Raw genomic sequence first — 15,753 nt, forward strand, 5'->3', positions numbered from 1 at the left:
TGGGGAGAGGTGAGAAGCCGCCCCGCCATCTTGCGCCTCCCGCTCCACCCGGGTCGCCGGCCCCGGGGCGTCGCGGCCGTCGGCCATGCGCGGGTCGAGCAGGTCGCGCAGGCCGTCGCCGAGCAGATTGAGCCCGACCACCAGCAAGAAGGTCGCGACGCCCGGCGCCGCCGCGACATGAGGCGCGGAGGCCAGCACCTTGCGGCCGTCGCCGAGCATCGAACCGAGATCGGCCTGCGGCGGCTGCGCGCCGAGCCCGAGGAAGGACAGGCCCGCGGTCTCGAGGATCATCCAGCCCATGGTCGTGGCGGCCGTCACCACGATCAGCGGCGCGACATTGGGCAGGATCTCGGTCGCGAGGATGCGGAGGTCCGAGAGCCCCGCCATCCGCGCGGCGTCGACATAGTCCCGGCCGACGACGCCGAGCGCCGCGCCGCGGACGGCGCGCGCGAAGAACGGCACGTTGACGATCGCGATTGCGAGCGCGGCGTTGGTCAGCCCGGGCCCGAGCGCGGCGACGACGGCGAGCGCGAGCAGCAGGTAGGGAAAGGCCATCAGCACGTCGACGAGCCGCATCAGCGCGCCGTCGACGAGCCGGCCGTAGAAGGCCGCGACGAGCCCGATCGTGGAGCCAACGAAGGCTGCTGCGAGGGTCGCCGCGGCGCCGACCGCGAGACTGACGCGCAGTCCCCAGATGACCCGCGAAAGCACGTCGCGGCCGAGCTGGTCCGTGCCGAGCAGGCCTTGGCCGGACAAGGGGGGATGGAGCCGTTCGGCGGGCGCGGCGAGGTCGGGGGCGGGGATCGGCAGGATGGGCGCCGCGATCGCGACGAACAGGAAGGCCGCGACGATCGCGAGCCCGGCGGCCGCCAGCGGCTGGCGGATAAGGCGCCCGACGGCCCGTTCCCGACCTACGGCTCCGGCGATCGCCCCGGCGGCCGTCATGTCTTGATCCTCGGGTCGAGCGCGGCCTGGGCGAGGTCGGTCGCGACGTTGATCAGCACGTAGAGCGCAGCGATCACGAGCACGCCGCCCTGCACGAGGAGGACGTCGCGCCGGCCGATCGCCTCGACCAGCATGCGGCCGACGCCGGGCCACTGGAACACGGTCTCGACATAGACCGCGCCGCCCAGCACATAGCCGGCCTGCAGCCCGATCACGGGCGTGATCGCGGCCGCGGCGTTCTTCAGCGCATGGACGCCGATCACGCGCTCCTCAGCGAGCCCCTGGGCGCGGGCGGTGCGCACGAAATCCTGCCTGAGCGCCTCGAGCATCGCGGCGCGCATCAGCCGGCCGACGATCGCGGTCGCGACCACCGCGAGGGTGACCGCCGGCAGCACGAGGTGGTGGGCGAGGTCGAAAAAGCCCTGGCCGCCGAACAGCGAGACCATGCCGCCGGTCGGGAACCAGCCGAGCCGGACCGAGAGCCATTGGATCAGCATGATGCCGAGGAAGAAGGACGGCGTGGAGATCCCGACCAGCAGGACGATGCGGATCGCGCCGTCGGTCAGCTTGTTCTGGCGGACCGCCGAGACGACGCCCGCCGCGATCCCGAAGGCGACGCTTAAAGCCAGCGCGGCGGAGGCGAGAATGAGCGTCGGCCAGAGCCGCTCCAGCACCTCGTCGGCGACCGGGCGGCCGAGCGTGTAGGAGCGGCCGAGGTCGCCGGTCAGCACGCCCTTCAGCCACACGACGTAGCGGATGGGCAGGGGCCGGTCGAGGCCGAGATCGGCGTTCAGCCGCGCGACCGTCTCGGGCGTCGCGAAGGTCCCGAGGATCGCGAGCGCCGGGGCGCCGGCGATCAGCGAGATCGTCAGGAACACGACGACCGAGACCCCGACCAGCACTGGCACGGCGAGCGCGAGGCGGCGCAGCGCGTAGGCCGTCACGCGGACGACCTGCTGCAAGATTCGCCCGCCGGGACACGCGCGTCTTCACCTCTCCCCGGTGGGGAGAGGTCGCGAGGCGGAGCCGAGCGGTTGAGGGGGAGCGGAGCTATCCGGAAAGGGCAAGGCCCCCTCACCCGGCCCTGCGGGCCGACCGCTCCCCGCCGGGGAGAGGTGAAGCGGCGGAGCCTCGGCCGGGGCCTCAGCATCGGACTGGGCGGCGATGTCATTGCTTCGCCACCCCCCGCAGGTCGAGCAGGAAGGAGGGCTGCAGAGAAAAGCCCGTCACCTCTTTCCGTGTCGCCGCGGTCTGCTTCCAGCTCGCGACCAGCGCCCAGGGCGCCTCGTCATGGACGAGGCGGTCGACCCGCCGATAGAGCGCGGCGCGCGCTTCGGGGTCCTGTTCGGCGCGGGCGTCGTCGAGCAGGCGGTCGAGCTCCGGGTTCTCATAGCCGCCGGCGTTGAAGCCGCCCTTCTCCGGCGTCGCGGAGCCCTTCAGCGCGAGCGAGGGCAGCGTGTCGGGGTCGCTCGTCATCCAGGCCATCTCGGCGGCCGCCGCCTGCTTCAGCCCGCCATTGACCCGCGCCAGATAGGCGTTCCACTCGAAGGTTTCGATCCGCGCTTTCAGCCCCGCCTTGGCGAGATCGGACTGGATCGCGGTCGCCATCGCGATCGGCTCCAGCATGCCGGAGCCGCCGTCCGAGGCGAGCAGCGTGACCTCCGCTCCCTCGGCGCCGGCCTCCCTCAGCAGCGCCCGCGCCTTCCCGGGATCATGCGGATAGGGCTTCAGCTCCGGATCGCTCGCCGGCCCGAAGGCGGCGGAGATCGGCCCCGCCGGGACGGTCGCGATCCCGGACAGCACGTGGTCGACGATCGCCCGTTTGTCGATCGCATAGTTCACCGCCTGCCGCGCCCGCCGATCCTTCAGCGGCCCTTCGCGGGCGTTGAGGATCAGGAACCAGAGATGCGGTCCCGCGGCCTCGTGCAGCGCGAAGCGCGGATCTTCGCGGAACGTCGCCACGCTGTCGGGCGCGATCTCGACCATCAGGTCGAGCCCGCCCGCGAGCATCTCGCTCGCGCGGGCATTGGCGTCGGCGATCGGGCGGAACACGACGGCCCTCAGTCTCGGCCGCCCCTCCCGATAGTCCGCATTCGCCTCGAGCCTCACCTGCCGCTCGCTCTCCCAGGCGACGAAGCGGAACGGCCCGGTCCCGACCGGCGCGCGCGAAAACCCCTTGCCGAGCCGGCGGACCGCCGCCGGCGACACCATCAGCCCGGCTGGATAGGCGAGATTGGCGAGCAGCGGCGCGTGAGGCTCGTCGAGCCTGAGCCGCACGACGAGCGGCTCCACGATCTCGACCCGCTTCACCGCGGAGAAGAAATGCGCGAGCGGAAATGGTCCCGTGCCCGCCTGCGGATGCTTCGGGTCGAGCATCCGATCGAGATTGAACTTTACGGCCTCGGCGTCGAACGGCGTCCCGTCGTGGAAGCGCACGCCGGGCCTCAGGCGGACCTCGTAGGTCCGGCCGCCGTCGCGGATCTCCCAGCTCTCGGCGAGCGCGGGCTCGACCTCGAGCGTTCCCGGCCGGTAGCGGGTCAGCCCTTCGAAGATCTGGGTCAGGATGCGGAAATCGTTCGCGCCCGTGACGGTCGCGGGGTCGAGCCCCTTGGGCTCGGCGAGCTGGCCGACCACCAACGTGTCGCCGGGAATGGCGGCGCGCCCCGGCGCGAGCGCGACGAGGCCTGCGACGGAGGCCCCGAGCAGGCCGAAGGCGCCGAGCGCCGTCGCTCCCAATCGCCCCATCCGCCTCCTCCTGCCGCCCCATTCGCCGCGACGCGGCGCTCGGAAGCGCCGCCCATCCCGTCCGGTTATGGCGCGCGGCCGCGCATCGTCAGGGTCGGACGGGGGCGGAAGGGCGATGACAAGCGGCCACGCCTCGGCGTATGGCTGTCGCGGGGGCCTGTAGCTCAATGGTTAGAGCCGACCGCTCATAACGGTCTGGTTGCAGGTTCAAGTCCTGCCGGGCCCACCATGTGTTCTCAATCAATTAACGCCGCTGCGATGAAGTCCGACCGCGGCTGTTGCAACGATATCCGCAACGAAACGCGATTCGCGGCGTGCGCCCGGCCTTGACGGCCGGCCCTCATCCTCGGCCTCCTGTCGCTTGACCATCTGATCGAACGGCCGGCGGCTCGATCCGACGCGAAGCTCGGGCCGGAGCGGGATCTCAATCCAGACTGGCTTTCTCTCCGGTTCTTCTTCCCACCGGCCCAGAGTCCGGGGCAAGATCGGCCGTTGGACCGTTCAAACGGATCGTTCTTCGGACGGGCTACGGCTGTCGCTCAGCACGCCGGTCTTCAGGCACCAGTCGTAGACAGATTTGACGCCCTCACGCAAAGGGATGCGCGGCGCCCAACCAAGGCCGAGCAGCTTGTCGGCGCTCATCAGTTTTCTTGGCGTGCCGTCGGGCTTGGTCCGGTCGAGAACGATCTCGCCATTGAACCCGACCGTCTCGGCGACCAGCTGCGCGAGCGAAAGGATCGAGAGGTCGGAGCCCGATCCGACGTTCACATGCTCGAAGTCCGAATAGCGGCCGAGCAGGAAGATCAGCGCGTCGGCGCAGTCGTCGACATGCAGGAACTCACGAAGCGGCGAGCCGGTGCCCCAGATCTCGAAGGACGGCGCGCCCGTGACCTTCGCCATATGGGCCTTGCGCAGCAGGGCCGGGAGCACGTGGCTGGAAAGCAGGTCGAAATTGTCGCCCGGCCCGTAGAGATTGGTCGGCATGGCCGAGATGTAGTCGACGCCATGCTGGCGCCGGTAGGCCTGCGCGAGCTTGATTCCCGCGATCTTGGCGATGGCGTAGGCTTCGTTGGTCGGCTCGAGAGGGCCCGTCAGCAGCGCGCTTTCCTCGATCGGCTGGGCCGCCATGCGCGGATAGATGCAGCTCGATCCGAGGAACAGCAGCTTCTCGACGCTCGCCCTGAAGGAGGCGTCGACGATGTTCGCCTCGATCATCAGGTTGATGTAGAGGAAATCGGCCGGATAGGTGTCGTTCGCCAGGATGCCGCCGACCTTCGCGGCCGCGACGATCACGGCGTCCGGACGCCTGTCGGCGACCCAGCGTTCGACCTGCTCCTGGCGCGTGAGGTCGACCTCGGCGCGCTCCGAGACCAGGATTTCGCAATCCTCGCTTCCAAGACGGCGCACGAGCGCCGCCCCGACCATGCCGCGATGGCCGGCGACCCAGACCCGCTTGCCCTTGAGGCTATAGAGTGTCCCTGCCGACATTGACGCGCTGCTCGGATTTGATCGCGACGAGGTCGTGATGGACCATTTCGGCGCAGAGATCACGCCATTTGGTCTCGTGCGTCCAGCCGAGCTTGCGGGCAGCCTTGGACGGATCGCCGATCAGAAGATCGACCTCGGTCGGGCGGAAGTAGCGCGGATCGACCTCGACCAGCACCCTGCCGGTCTTGCAGTCGCGGCCCTGCTCGGCGACCCCGGAACCGCTCCACTCGATCATGACGCCGACCTCCTCGAACGCCTGCTGGACGAAGGCCCGCACCTCGGTCGTCTCGCCGGTCGCAAGCACGTAGTCGTCGGGCTCGTCCTGCTGCAGCATGAGCCACATCCCGCGGACATATTCGCGCGCATGGCCCCAGTCGCGTTTGGCGTCCAGGTTGCCGAGATAGAGCTTGTCCTGCAGCCCTAGCTTGATCGCCGCCACGGCTCGCGTGATCTTGCGGGTGACGAAGGTCTCGCCGCGCAGCGGGCTCTCATGGTTGAACAGGATGCCGTTCGAAGCGTGCATGCCGTAGGCCTCGCGGTAGTTCACCACGATCCAGTAGGCGTAAAGCTTCGCGGCCGCGTAGGGCGAGCGCGGGTAGAACGGCGTCGTCTCGCTCTGCGGGACCTCCTGCACCTTGCCGTAAAGCTCGGACGTCGAGGCCTGATAGAAGCGACTGTGCTTTTCGAGGCCGAGGATGCGGATCGCCTCGAGCAGGCGGAGCGCGCCGACCGCGTCGGCGTTCGCGGTGTATTCCGCGGTCTCGAAGCTGACCTGGACGTGGCTCTGGGCGGCCAGGTTGTAAATCTCGTGCGGCTGGGTCTGCTGAACGATACGGATCAGGTTCGTCGAATCCGTCATATCGCCATAATGGAGCACGAAGCGCTGATTGCGGTCATGAGGGTCTTGCACCAGATGATCGATGCGGCCAGTGTTAAAAGAAGAAGACCGACGCTTGACCGCGTGTACGAAGTAGCCTTTCGAAAGTAGAAGCTCAGAAAGATAGGCTCCGTCCTGGCCTGTCGCGCCAGTGATTAAGGCCACCCTGCGGGAGGAACCTTGATCCATATGCACGACCTCTAGCCTCGCAGTGGGGCGCTACACGACATACACTCGTTTGAGGCGCTGCAGCACGAAGTTGCCCGATTATCACGGCGGAAGCCCCGGAACAAGCGGATGTGGTCGGATCCTGCGACGGTTCGAAAGCCGACCGGCATGAGTCCGCCACCGCCGCCGGGACGCGAGGATCGCTTGCTGCGCTACGCTTGACAGGCGCCCTCCCCCACTGATTATGCAAGTCGCACAACAGGCGGGAGACCAAATGACGGAGGCGTCGTTAAAGCTTCATCTTGGGTGCGGTCCGAAATATATTCCTGGCTTTCTTCATGTCGACGCTCTAGATTTTCCTCACGTTGACGTTCGGGGGCCGGTCGACATCCTGCCCTTTGCCAAAGACCAGTCTGTCGAGATGATTTACGCGTGCCATGTTCTCGAACATTTCGGTCGTTATGAGATCAATCGAATACTGGCGGAGTGGTATCGTGTTCTGAAGCCGGGCGGCGTCCTTCGTCTCGCAGTGCCAAATTTCGAGGCAGTGGCGAAGCTTTACGTCTTGGGCCGGCTTCAGAACGGCCTCGACGAGGTCATGGGCCTGATCGTGGGCGGGCAGAAGGACGAGTACGACTATCATAAGGTCGCGTTCGACGGGGAAAGCCTCACCCAGCGGCTGAAGTCCGTCGGCTTCTCCACGGTGCGCGGGTGGGACTGGCGCGAGACCGAGCATTCAGCCCTCGACGACTACAGCCAAGCCTATCTGCCCCACATGGATAAAACGAACGGCACGCTCGTCAGCCTTAACATCGAAGGCGTTCGCTGACGCGACGCCCGACCGGTCAAATGGCCCGCGCGCGGCGCGGGCGGGCCACGCCCTCATCAAAGGGACCAACGGTTGATCGCATCGCGAATATTCCCGAAGCCCCTGCCGTTTCTATCGCCCAATACACGCGACTACGAATCGCTTCCTCTGGTTAAGCCTACGGGCTTCCGCGAATACGACGCGCGTTGGCTGTTCGGCCAGGAACTGAACCTGATGGGCGCCCAGGCGGTCGGCCTGGGGCTCGGCACGCTGATCCATGAGAGCGGCGTGAGGCCGGAGATCGTCGCCGGACACGATTTTCGGAGCTACTCGCTCTCGATCAAGCTCGCCATTGTGGCTGGCCTGATGGCCGCGGGCGTCCGGGTGCGCGACATCGGGCTTGCGCTCTCGCCAATGGCCTATTTCGCGCAGTTCGCACTCGATGTGCCCTGCGTGGCGATGGTGACGGCTTCTCACAACGAAAATGGCTGGACCGGCGTCAAAATGGGCGTCGAACGGCCAATGACCTTTGGACCGGTCGAGATGAGCCGGCTGAAGGAAATCGTCCTGAATGGCGAGTTCCGTCTGAAAAGCGGCGGGTCGTACAGCTATGAGGAGAACTTTGCCGAGCTCTATCTCGGAGCCATGCTTGACCGGCCGAAGCTCAAGCGCGCCATCAAGGTCGTAGCAGCCTGCGGCAACGGCACGGCCGGCGCCTTCGCGATCAAGGCGCTGGAGCGGCTCGGCTGCGAGGTTGTGCCGCTCGACGCGGAGCTCGACCACAGCTTCCCGCGCCACAATCCGAACCCCGAAGACATGAAAATGCTGCACGCCATCCGCGACGCGGTGCTGGAGCACAAGGCGGAAGTCGGCTTCGGCTTCGACGGCGACGGCGACCGGTGCGGCGTGGTGGACGACGAGGGCGAGGAGATCTTCGCCGACAAGGTCGGGGTGATGCTCGCCCGCGACATGTCGGCGGTCACTCCGGGAGCGACCTTCGTGGTCGACGTGAAGTCGACCGGCCTCTACAGGACCGACCCGGTGCTGCTCGCGCAGGGCGCGAGGACCGACTACTGGAAGACCGGGCACTCCTACATCAAGCGTCGCGTCAACGAGCTCGGCGCGCTCGCTGGCTTCGAGAAATCCGGCCATTTCTTCTTCAACAGGCCTATCGGCTACGGCTACGACGACGGGCTGCTCTCGGCCTTCGCGGTGTGCGACATGCTCGATCGCAATCCCGACAAGTCAATGGCCGATCTTCGCCGCGCGCTGCCCAAGACCTGGGGAACCCCGACCATGTCGGCGCATTGCGCCGACGAGGAGAAATACGCGGTCGTGGCCAGCGTGACGGCGGCGTTCGAGGAGATGAAGCGCAAGGGCGAGCCCGTGGCCGGCGATACGATCGAGACGCTCTTCACCGTCAACGGGGTGCGGCTGACGACAGCCGACGGGACCTGGGGCCTCGTGCGCGCCTCTTCGAACAAGCCCGAGCTGGTGGTCGTGATCGAGAGCCCGGTCTCCGAGGCGCGGATGCGCGAGACGTTCCAGGCCGTCGACGCGCTGTTGCGCACCCATCCGCAGGTCGGGGCCTACAACCAGACGATCTGAACCGGGCCGACGCGTCCCGGCCCGGTATTGATCTTTCCGCCCTGCTGCTTCAGGGGGGGCGAACGAAAGACCAAAAACGGCACGGCATGGCGGACGTGAAGATCATACCAATCATCCTGTGCGGCGGCACGGGCACGCGGCTTTGGCCTGCCTCGCGCGAGAGCTACCCAAAGCAGTTCCTGCCGCTCTCGGGCGATAGGACGCTGCTTCAGGACACGGCCCTGCGGGTCTCCGACCCCGCCCGCTTCGACGACCCCATCATCATCGCCAACGACGCCCACCGCTTCATCGTCTCCGAGCAGCTCGAGGACATCGGCGTGCGGCCGACCATCGCGCTGGAGCCGTGCCGGCGGGACTCCGCCGCCGCTGTCGGCGCGGCCGCTCGGCTCGCGGAACTGCGCAATCCGGACGCGCCCGTCCTGATCCTCGCCTCCGACCATGTGATCGGAGAGACCGAGGAGTTTTTGGCAGCCGTCGACGCCGGTCTGCCGGCGGCGCTCGCCGGAAAGATCGTGACTTTCGGGCTGAAGCCGACCGAACCGACTTCGCGCTATGGCTATATCCGTGTGGGCGCCGCGGTCGCCGGGGCGCCCGGCGTCTCGCTGGTCGAGTCGTTCATCGAAAAGCCCGCGCGGCCCGCCGCCGAGAAGCTCGTGGCCGAGGGCTGCTACTGGAACTCCGGCAATTTCCTGAGCCTCGCGCGCACGCTGCTCGCCGAGCTGACACGGCTCGCGCCGGGCACGGCCGGGCCCGCGATCGCGTCCGCCGACAAGGCGGTCGCCGACCTCGTCTTCCAGCGGCTCGATCCAGCGAGCTTCGCCGAGGCCGAAGCCACGTCGATCGACTATGCGGTGATGGAGAAGACCCCGCACGCGGCCGTGGCCTCGGTCTCGTTCTCCTGGTCGGACGTCGGAAGCTGGTCGGCGCTATGGGAGATCTCCCCACGCGACGCGAGCGGCAACACGCTCGTCGGTCCGAGCGCGGCCTTCGGCAGTTCCAACAGTTACGTCCGGTCAGACAAGCATCTCACCGCAATCGTCGGGATGCACGACGCCGTGGTCGTCGCGACTCAGGACGCCGTGCTCGTCACGACGCGGGACAACGCCGACAAGGTGAAGGAGCTCGTCGCCGAGCTCGCGGCGAAGCAGGAGCCGATGGCGACCCAGGCGTCGCTCGCGCACCGGCCGTGGGGCTCCTATCAGGTCATCGACCAGGGCGAGCGCTTCCAGGTGAAACGCATCACGGTGAAGCCCAAGCGCAAGCTCTCGCTGCAGAGCCATGTCCATCGGTCGGAGCACTGGGTAGTGGTGCAAGGCGCCGCCCTCGTCACGGTCGATGGCGAAGTCAGCCTCGTACGCGAAAACGAGGCAGTTCATATCCCGCTCGGCGCCGTTCATCGGCTAGAAAATCCAGGGGTCGTTCCACTGCAATTGATTGAAGTACAAACTGGATCTCATCTTAGCGAAGACGATATAATCCGATATATGGACGATCATGGGGTTGAATAAAGAGCGTTATTTGCAGGCGCGGGAAGATCGTTTCCTGTCAGCGGATTGAGGCCGGGGTTCCTGGGGTCTCGGCGGGACGCCGTTACGCAAGGGGCGGCGCAAGCGTCTCCGAACCATGTGTGGTCTGAACGATGTCACGGACGAGGCGCCAGACTGACAAATCGTCGTGGCGCAGCGGCAGCCAAGGGCGCCGACGGCGGCATGGCGACGACAGCGGGCTACGGAGCCCCCCAGGCGCACCACCGGCCGGCCTCGCCGGCCACCCAGCCCCGTCAGCACTTGGCCGGCCATCCAGAGCGCTCTCAATTTCTTGCCCTTGCCGGGGAGGAGGAGTAACAGTATCGCACCGTGTGACTCACACATACCGCGCAGGTCGCGGCGATCTGCTGCATCAGCGAACAGGAGGATTGCCGAAGGAATCGGCGCGTAGCTTGCCTTTCTCGTTCAATTACATAAAATCGACGTCATTTTCGATCGCACGTTGGTAGGACAATATTGTTAGATCTAAATTCTTGTGCATCAACATTGGCGCTCGTCATGATTTAGGCTATTGCTTCTGAATGGCGGGTCGCTCGCGGCGTATCGCTCTTCCGCGCTCGGTCACCGAGGGACGTTCGGGGCCGCTTGGAACGTTGCCGCCTTATCGGAGTTTATATGGTGAAATATTATTGCGTGATCTGCGAAGGGACGAATTTCACCGATTTCCGTGGGCGAAAATTAGAAGAGTGCACAAAATGTCGTTCGAAGGCCCGGACGCGCGCCAGCTTTCTTGCCATGAAGATCACTGGGATTTTTGACATTCGTGATCGTCGTGTGCTTCACCTTGCTCCTGAAAAGGGATTGAGCGCAGTCTTGGCCCGGCATTTTGGGGCTGGTTATTATGCGTGCGATTTCGATCCAACAAGATACGCGTTCGACCACGCGCCAACGCATAAGCTTAACCTATGCGCGGACGAGTACGACATCGGAACGTTTGACTACATATTGCACAATCATGTTCTTGAACATGTACCGTGCAATCCGCTGCTTGTGGTCTCGAAGCTGGACAAATTACTTAATCCGGGCGGCATCCACATCTTCACCGTCCCGTTTAGCGGATCGATCACCCGCGAGAACCTCGATCCAGGGCTTTCGACCCTCGAAAGGGAAAAGGCTTTTGGTCAAGCTGACCATATGCGCGTATTCGGATCGGTCGACTTTCCCCACGCGCTAGCTGAACTGCGAGGCGTCATCAATCCAAAGTTTCCAATGCTTGCGCGTTTCTCGCGCGCTGATCTCGATCGATACCGAATCCCGGCAGAAGATCACAGCAAGGTCACGGGAGGAACGGTGTTTTTCTATCAGTCGCCGCTACAATGAGAATAATTCGTGATTCTATGTTTCGTGAGTCGGCTTGGACGCTGAGTCACGACTGCCGGTTCTGTGAGAGCATGGAATGAACGTCCGCACACGAGGTGTCCCGCTTACGCATTTCCCGATCAACGGCGATCTTCAGGGTTTAACTCCGAGCGATCCGGTGACTTTGATCCGTCCCGCGACGTCCTTCGCGCCGGGGTGGAGGCTCCTCGTTCGCCCTTCTGAGTCCGACATCGCAGTCAGCCCGAAGGTTTTTGCTGCGGAGGGTGGGGCTGGCCGGATTTCGCTGTACGGGCTTGAGGCGCGAGGCGCCTTGGACCGGAGTTACTTTAGAACCGAGATCGAGATTGATCCAAAGCTTTGGATCGAACGGAAGCCCAATGTCCTCTCTTTCTTCGCGTCCAGTTTGCCCGAACTCGGCCGTTCGGCGAGCTTTGCATCGATTTGCGTTTGTCGTCGGGTGGAAGGCCGCCTGGACGGAGAAATCGTTGAACTTGCTAAGAGTCACCGACTTGGCTTGTCGTTGACGGAGCATCGGCTCACGCTTGAGCTCGATGACGCCGAGACACTCTATCGCGCCGCCTGCTCAGCCCAGGAAGACGGCGCCCAAAGTCTCTGGCTGAGCTTTATCAGCAGGTCGCCACGGATAGGGTTCCAACTCGCGCGCGTGGAATTCGTGACGGTGACGCTCGAAGGCGACGCCCAGCGCCTCCAGGCTGTGACGACTATGACGCCGCTCGCGCGGACCGTTCCCGTTTCACAGGACGACGCCGAACGGGTCGCTCGCGAGAAATTGCTCGTCAGGCGGATCGAGCAGGAGCTCATCGATCTTGAGAAGAAGTTGTGGGGCGGGTTTTCCGAACTGGCGCGCAGGGAGCTTGGTCGGATCGTTGGCTCTAACCTAGCTCACCCCGAGGCTCGAGCTCGGGCCGCATGGGAACTTGCCCGCTGGTCGGCGAGCCAAGGGGACTATGTTGAGTGCCTTGCAATGTTGCGTTCAGTGCGGACCCACTCGAAGGTGTTCGCACGGCGCCGTAATGTCAGATTAATAGAATACTTTGCGTTAACTAGTCTAGGCGCATTCAAGGACGCAATCGAAGCTATCGAAAGGGCCCGCGTCTTCAATAAGGACGACGCGAATTTTTCGCTTTCGCTCGCCAATGTCTATTTGGCGATGGCCGAGGCTGGCGAAATGGCGCGAGCGGATGCAGATGCGCGACGGCTTGCTGAGATCAATGCGATCTATGCGAAGGACGGCCTGCTTCCAGTCTTCAACAGCGATGCATCCGAACCGCTGACAATCAGCCGATTGCGCTGCGACACCCGAAGACATCACCGTTCGGGCGGACCGAAGGTCAGCGTCCTCATGGCCGCCTTTAATGCCGAGGAGCACCTAGAAATCGCCGTTGATTCGATGCTTGGGCAGACATGGCGGAATCTCGAACTCGTTATCGTTGACGACTGTAGTGAAGATCGCACATGGGATAAGATTAAAAGCTATGAGAAGCGAGATTCTAGAGTTAAGGCGCTTCGAAATGAAACGAACATGGGGGCCTATCCGACGAGAAATCGAGCTCTGGCCGTGTCCGATGGAGACTACGTCACTGTCCACGACAGCGACGACTGGTCTCATCCTCAGATGTTGGAGCGACAGATTGACCTGCTCCTAACGCAGTCGAGCGCCCGCTTCAGTTTTTCAATGATGAGCCGGGTGACAGAAGACCTCCGTTTCGGCGTTCGTCCGAGTCGGAGAAACATGGAGATCGTGCACCGCAGCTATCCGTCGTTGATGATTTCGCGTGCCGATTTGGCGGAGTTAGGCGTGTGGGACGGCGTCAGAGCGAACGCCGACGCCGAACTCGTCAAGCGGGCTCGCATGCATTTCGGCGACGCCGCGATGGCCGACGCGGCGGGCTCGTCGCCGCTGTCGTTCTTTTTGGTTAGACCTGAATCGCTTACCGAGCAGCGCGGCACGGGACTGCTCAGCCTGACGTTCGGCGCGCGTCACGAGTACGACCGCCAAGCGGATTACGTGCACCGACAGATGATGGCCGCCGGCGCAATCGGACTTCCAAAGCGAACGTCTCGCAAGGCGCCCTTCGCCAGTCCATCGGGACTATTGCCGAAAGAACTAATTGGCAGCCGCCATTACGACATTATACTAATTTCTGATTTGTCGCTGAAGGGTGGAACGCGAAGCTGCAACCTGTCTTATATCGACGCTGCCACTGCTTCAGGAAAACGCGTCGGATTATTCCACTGGCCTCGAGGCGACCTGAAGCTTTTGCCGGACATCGAGCCGGGCTATCGCGACCGCAACCAGACCGAGTGCGTCGATATCATCACCTGCGATGAAGAAGTTTCGTGTGACGCGTTGATCGTTCACCATCCGCCCATAATGGCTTCAAAGCTAGATTCCGTGCCCCAGATCGCAGCCAAGTCCGGATATATTCTTGTAAATCAGTTGCCCTACCAACTCGAAGGCCAGGCGAACGTCTTTTACGAACCTCTGTTGGCGGAGCGCGATTTCGTCCGTCTCTTCGGCCTCAAGCCGACATGGCTGCCGATATCGCCGCTGGTGCGGAGGCACCTTTCATTCGCGGTCGCGCACGGATCTATCGACGACGTCGACTGGTATCCCCCTCTTCTCATGGCGGAGAGAGCCAAGGACGCCCTCCGCTCCGAGGGGCCGCTTGTCATCGGCCGGCATGCGCGGGATCACTGGACCAAGTGGCCAGCCGACATTGACGCTTTAAAATCGGCGTATTGCGTGGACAGCGATATCGAGGTCAGACTGCTTGGCGGGGCCGACCACGCTGTGAAACTGCTGGGTCGCGTCCCGCCAAACTGGCAGGTCCTTGAGTTCGACTCGGTAGCGGTCGAAGACTTTATCGATCAACTCGACGCCTTAATTCACTTCCCGAACGAGGAATATATCGAAGAGTTTGGCCGGACGGTCGCTGAAGCGATGGCCCGTTCAGTCCCTTGCATTCTTCCCCATAAGTTCGAGGAGGTTTTTGGATCGGCTGCGTTGTACTGCGCTCCCGAGGACGTGCCGGCGGTCCTTCGCAAGCTTGTCGCGGACCCCGTCCTGTCCGCGGAAATTGCGTCGAGAGGCCGCGCGTTCGTGCGGGCTCACTGCAGCGCGACGGCCCTAGCCCGGCGCCTTGACCGCGTTCTGGGTAGGCCGCTCAGCGACGCGCGTCCGGAGATGACGCCCTCTTCCCGTCGACACGTACTCGAGTCCACGCGCTAACTGTTCGTCCACGCACCAAGCCATGACGTGCTGGGACTGAACGCTTCGTGCGGGCGTTTTGGCTGCGGGGCCGCGCGTGCCCTAAGCGGGAGGGCTACGCGGCAGTTCACGGTGCGCCGTCGCGGCCTCCGTAAGCGGGTCCTGGGAACGCCGCGACGGATCGGGAGGCCGCCACGGCGCCTGACGAGGCCATTGGACACCCCGTCGACCGCAATGCTAGAGGCCAGATCGAGAAGGCCGCTGCGCCTGCAGCGAATGTGATATCTGACGCCGACACGCAGCGCTCGTTGCTGCTTCGTCATCCCAAGACAGAGAATAGAACCATGACCTCACGCTTTGATCAATCGTCATACTGGATCAAGCGGCATCGTTCGTTGGTGGGTGATCCCAGATCCGTCGGACACCTCGGAAAGACCCTCGATCAGAACAAGCGTAGTGAGGCCGTCATGGTCCACGTCGTCGACCGCGCCGTGGATATTCTCCAGCCTGTAGACAGCGTGCTCGATGTGGGATGCGGTTATGGCAGGGTCTCTGGTTGCTTCACGTCGCGCAAAATTCGGTATCTCGGCGTTGACGTCTCACCGGAAGCCATCAGCCAGGCGAGAGATCGCAATCCAGACGCCGAGTTCGTCATCGGCGACCTCGCCACATGGACGGCGCCTCGCCTTTTCGACATCGTCAGCGTCTTATACGTATTCGTGCACTTTGTGGATGACTCCGCTTGGAGGAACATGGTGATCAGGGCGTTGTCGTGGGTCGCTCCAGGTGGAGCTCTGTTGTTCGCTGACGTATTCCCTGAACAGCGCGGGAGCGAAGCTCAGCATTACGTAAGCCGTCCCTTGTCCGACTACCTGGCCATTTTCAGTGTCGCAGGCTTCGAGTTGGATTCAAGCTTCCAAAATAAATTGACAGAAGATGAAACTGTCGGCGCGTATGCCGGTCATTTCCGGTTGGCTCGTAGACTTAAATGATGTTGTTGTATATACTTATCAGG

The 15,753-nt window shown here is 63.9% G+C and carries 11 protein-coding genes and 1 tRNA gene; 7 read left to right on the forward strand and 5 right to left on the reverse strand.

What is annotated here, in order from left to right; translation table 11 throughout:
- The 3 genes from EK403_RS06455 to EK403_RS06465 form a co-directional block, all read right to left on the reverse strand.
- The coding region (locus EK403_RS06455; RefSeq protein ID WP_164919514.1) for an ABC transporter permease at nt 1-945 on the reverse strand (945 nt) is incomplete at its 3' end.
- The gene (locus EK403_RS06460) at nt 942-1,889 is read right to left on the reverse strand and encodes an ABC transporter permease (RefSeq protein WP_128776715.1); all 948 of its coding nucleotides are present in this window, start codon (nt 1,887-1,889) and stop codon (nt 942-944) included. The genes EK403_RS06460 and EK403_RS06455, both read right to left, overlap by 4 nt.
- A 223-nt stretch (nt 1,890-2,112) precedes the next feature.
- A complete protein-coding gene (locus EK403_RS06465) occupies nt 2,113-3,690 on the reverse strand; it encodes an ABC transporter substrate-binding protein (protein ID WP_128776671.1) in 1,578 nt (525 codons plus the stop codon).
- 153 nt (nt 3,691-3,843) lie between these two features.
- Here EK403_RS06465 and EK403_RS06470 point away from each other — a divergent pair.
- Nucleotides 3,844-3,919, forward strand: a tRNA-Ile gene (locus tag EK403_RS06470).
- A gap of 272 nt (nt 3,920-4,191) precedes the next feature.
- Here EK403_RS06470 and fcl read toward each other — a convergent pair.
- Together fcl and gmd are read right to left on the reverse strand one after the other, a co-directional pair.
- Nucleotides 4,192-5,178, reverse strand: a complete 987-nt coding sequence (gene fcl, locus EK403_RS06475; RefSeq protein WP_128776672.1) for a GDP-L-fucose synthase — start codon at nt 5,176-5,178, stop codon at nt 4,192-4,194.
- Nucleotides 5,156-6,244 (reverse strand): GDP-mannose 4,6-dehydratase, encoded by a 1,089-nt coding sequence (gene gmd, locus EK403_RS06480; protein WP_128776673.1) that lies wholly within the window; start codon nt 6,242-6,244, stop codon nt 5,156-5,158. The genes fcl and gmd overlap by 23 nt, the downstream gene beginning before the upstream one ends.
- Before the next feature lie 253 nt (nt 6,245-6,497).
- On the opposite strand from gmd, the gene EK403_RS06485 reads away from it, so the two are divergent.
- From EK403_RS06485 to EK403_RS06510, 6 genes are all read left to right on the forward strand, one after another.
- A complete protein-coding gene (locus EK403_RS06485) occupies nt 6,498-7,052 on the forward strand; it encodes a class I SAM-dependent methyltransferase (protein WP_128776674.1) in 555 nt (184 codons plus the stop codon).
- An 87-nt stretch (nt 7,053-7,139) separates the two neighbouring features.
- A complete protein-coding gene (locus EK403_RS06490) occupies nt 7,140-8,639 on the forward strand; it encodes a phosphomannomutase/phosphoglucomutase (protein ID WP_128776716.1) in 1,500 nt (499 codons plus the stop codon).
- 86 nt (nt 8,640-8,725) lie between these two features.
- The gene (locus tag EK403_RS06495) at nt 8,726-10,147 is read left to right on the forward strand and encodes a mannose-1-phosphate guanylyltransferase/mannose-6-phosphate isomerase (protein ID WP_128776675.1); all 1,422 of its coding nucleotides are present in this window, start codon (nt 8,726-8,728) and stop codon (nt 10,145-10,147) included.
- A gap of 654 nt (nt 10,148-10,801) precedes the next feature.
- Nucleotides 10,802-11,506 carry a class I SAM-dependent methyltransferase gene (locus EK403_RS06500; RefSeq protein ID WP_128776676.1) on the forward strand — a complete coding sequence of 235 codons (705 nt, stop codon included), beginning with the start codon at nt 10,802-10,804 and terminating at the stop codon, nt 11,504-11,506.
- A gap of 76 nt (nt 11,507-11,582) precedes the next feature.
- Nucleotides 11,583-14,759, forward strand: a complete 3,177-nt coding sequence (locus tag EK403_RS06505; protein ID WP_128776677.1) for a glycosyltransferase — start codon at nt 11,583-11,585, stop codon at nt 14,757-14,759.
- 323 nt (nt 14,760-15,082) lie between these two features.
- Nucleotides 15,083-15,730, forward strand: a complete 648-nt coding sequence (locus EK403_RS06510; RefSeq protein ID WP_128776678.1) for a class I SAM-dependent methyltransferase — start codon at nt 15,083-15,085, stop codon at nt 15,728-15,730.
- The last annotated feature ends 23 nt before the right edge of the window (nt 15,731-15,753 follow it).

Origin of the sequence: Hansschlegelia zhihuaiae (assembly GCF_004103825.1) — a bacterium.
Taxonomy (GTDB): Bacteria; Pseudomonadota; Alphaproteobacteria; order Rhizobiales; family Methylopilaceae; genus Methylopila; species Methylopila zhihuaiae.

Excerpts from the sequence above, each read along its gene's own strand:
- EK403_RS06485 (WP_128776674.1), top strand. The coding sequence starts at position 6,498 with ATGACGGAGGCGTCGTTAAAGCTTCATCTTGGGTGCGGTCCGAAATAT.
- EK403_RS06465 (WP_128776671.1), bottom strand. The coding sequence starts at position 3,690 with ATGGGGCGATTGGGAGCGACGGCGCTCGGCGCCTTCGGCCTGCTCGGG.
- gmd (WP_128776673.1), bottom strand. The coding sequence starts at position 6,244 with ATGGATCAAGGTTCCTCCCGCAGGGTGGCCTTAATCACTGGCGCGACA.
- EK403_RS06510 (WP_128776678.1), top strand. The coding sequence starts at position 15,083 with ATGACCTCACGCTTTGATCAATCGTCATACTGGATCAAGCGGCATCGT.
- EK403_RS06495 (WP_128776675.1), top strand. The coding sequence starts at position 8,726 with ATGGCGGACGTGAAGATCATACCAATCATCCTGTGCGGCGGCACGGGC.
- EK403_RS06505 (WP_128776677.1), top strand. The coding sequence starts at position 11,583 with ATGAACGTCCGCACACGAGGTGTCCCGCTTACGCATTTCCCGATCAAC.
- EK403_RS06500 (WP_128776676.1), top strand. The coding sequence starts at position 10,802 with ATGGTGAAATATTATTGCGTGATCTGCGAAGGGACGAATTTCACCGAT.
- fcl (WP_128776672.1), bottom strand. The coding sequence starts at position 5,178 with ATGTCGGCAGGGACACTCTATAGCCTCAAGGGCAAGCGGGTCTGGGTC.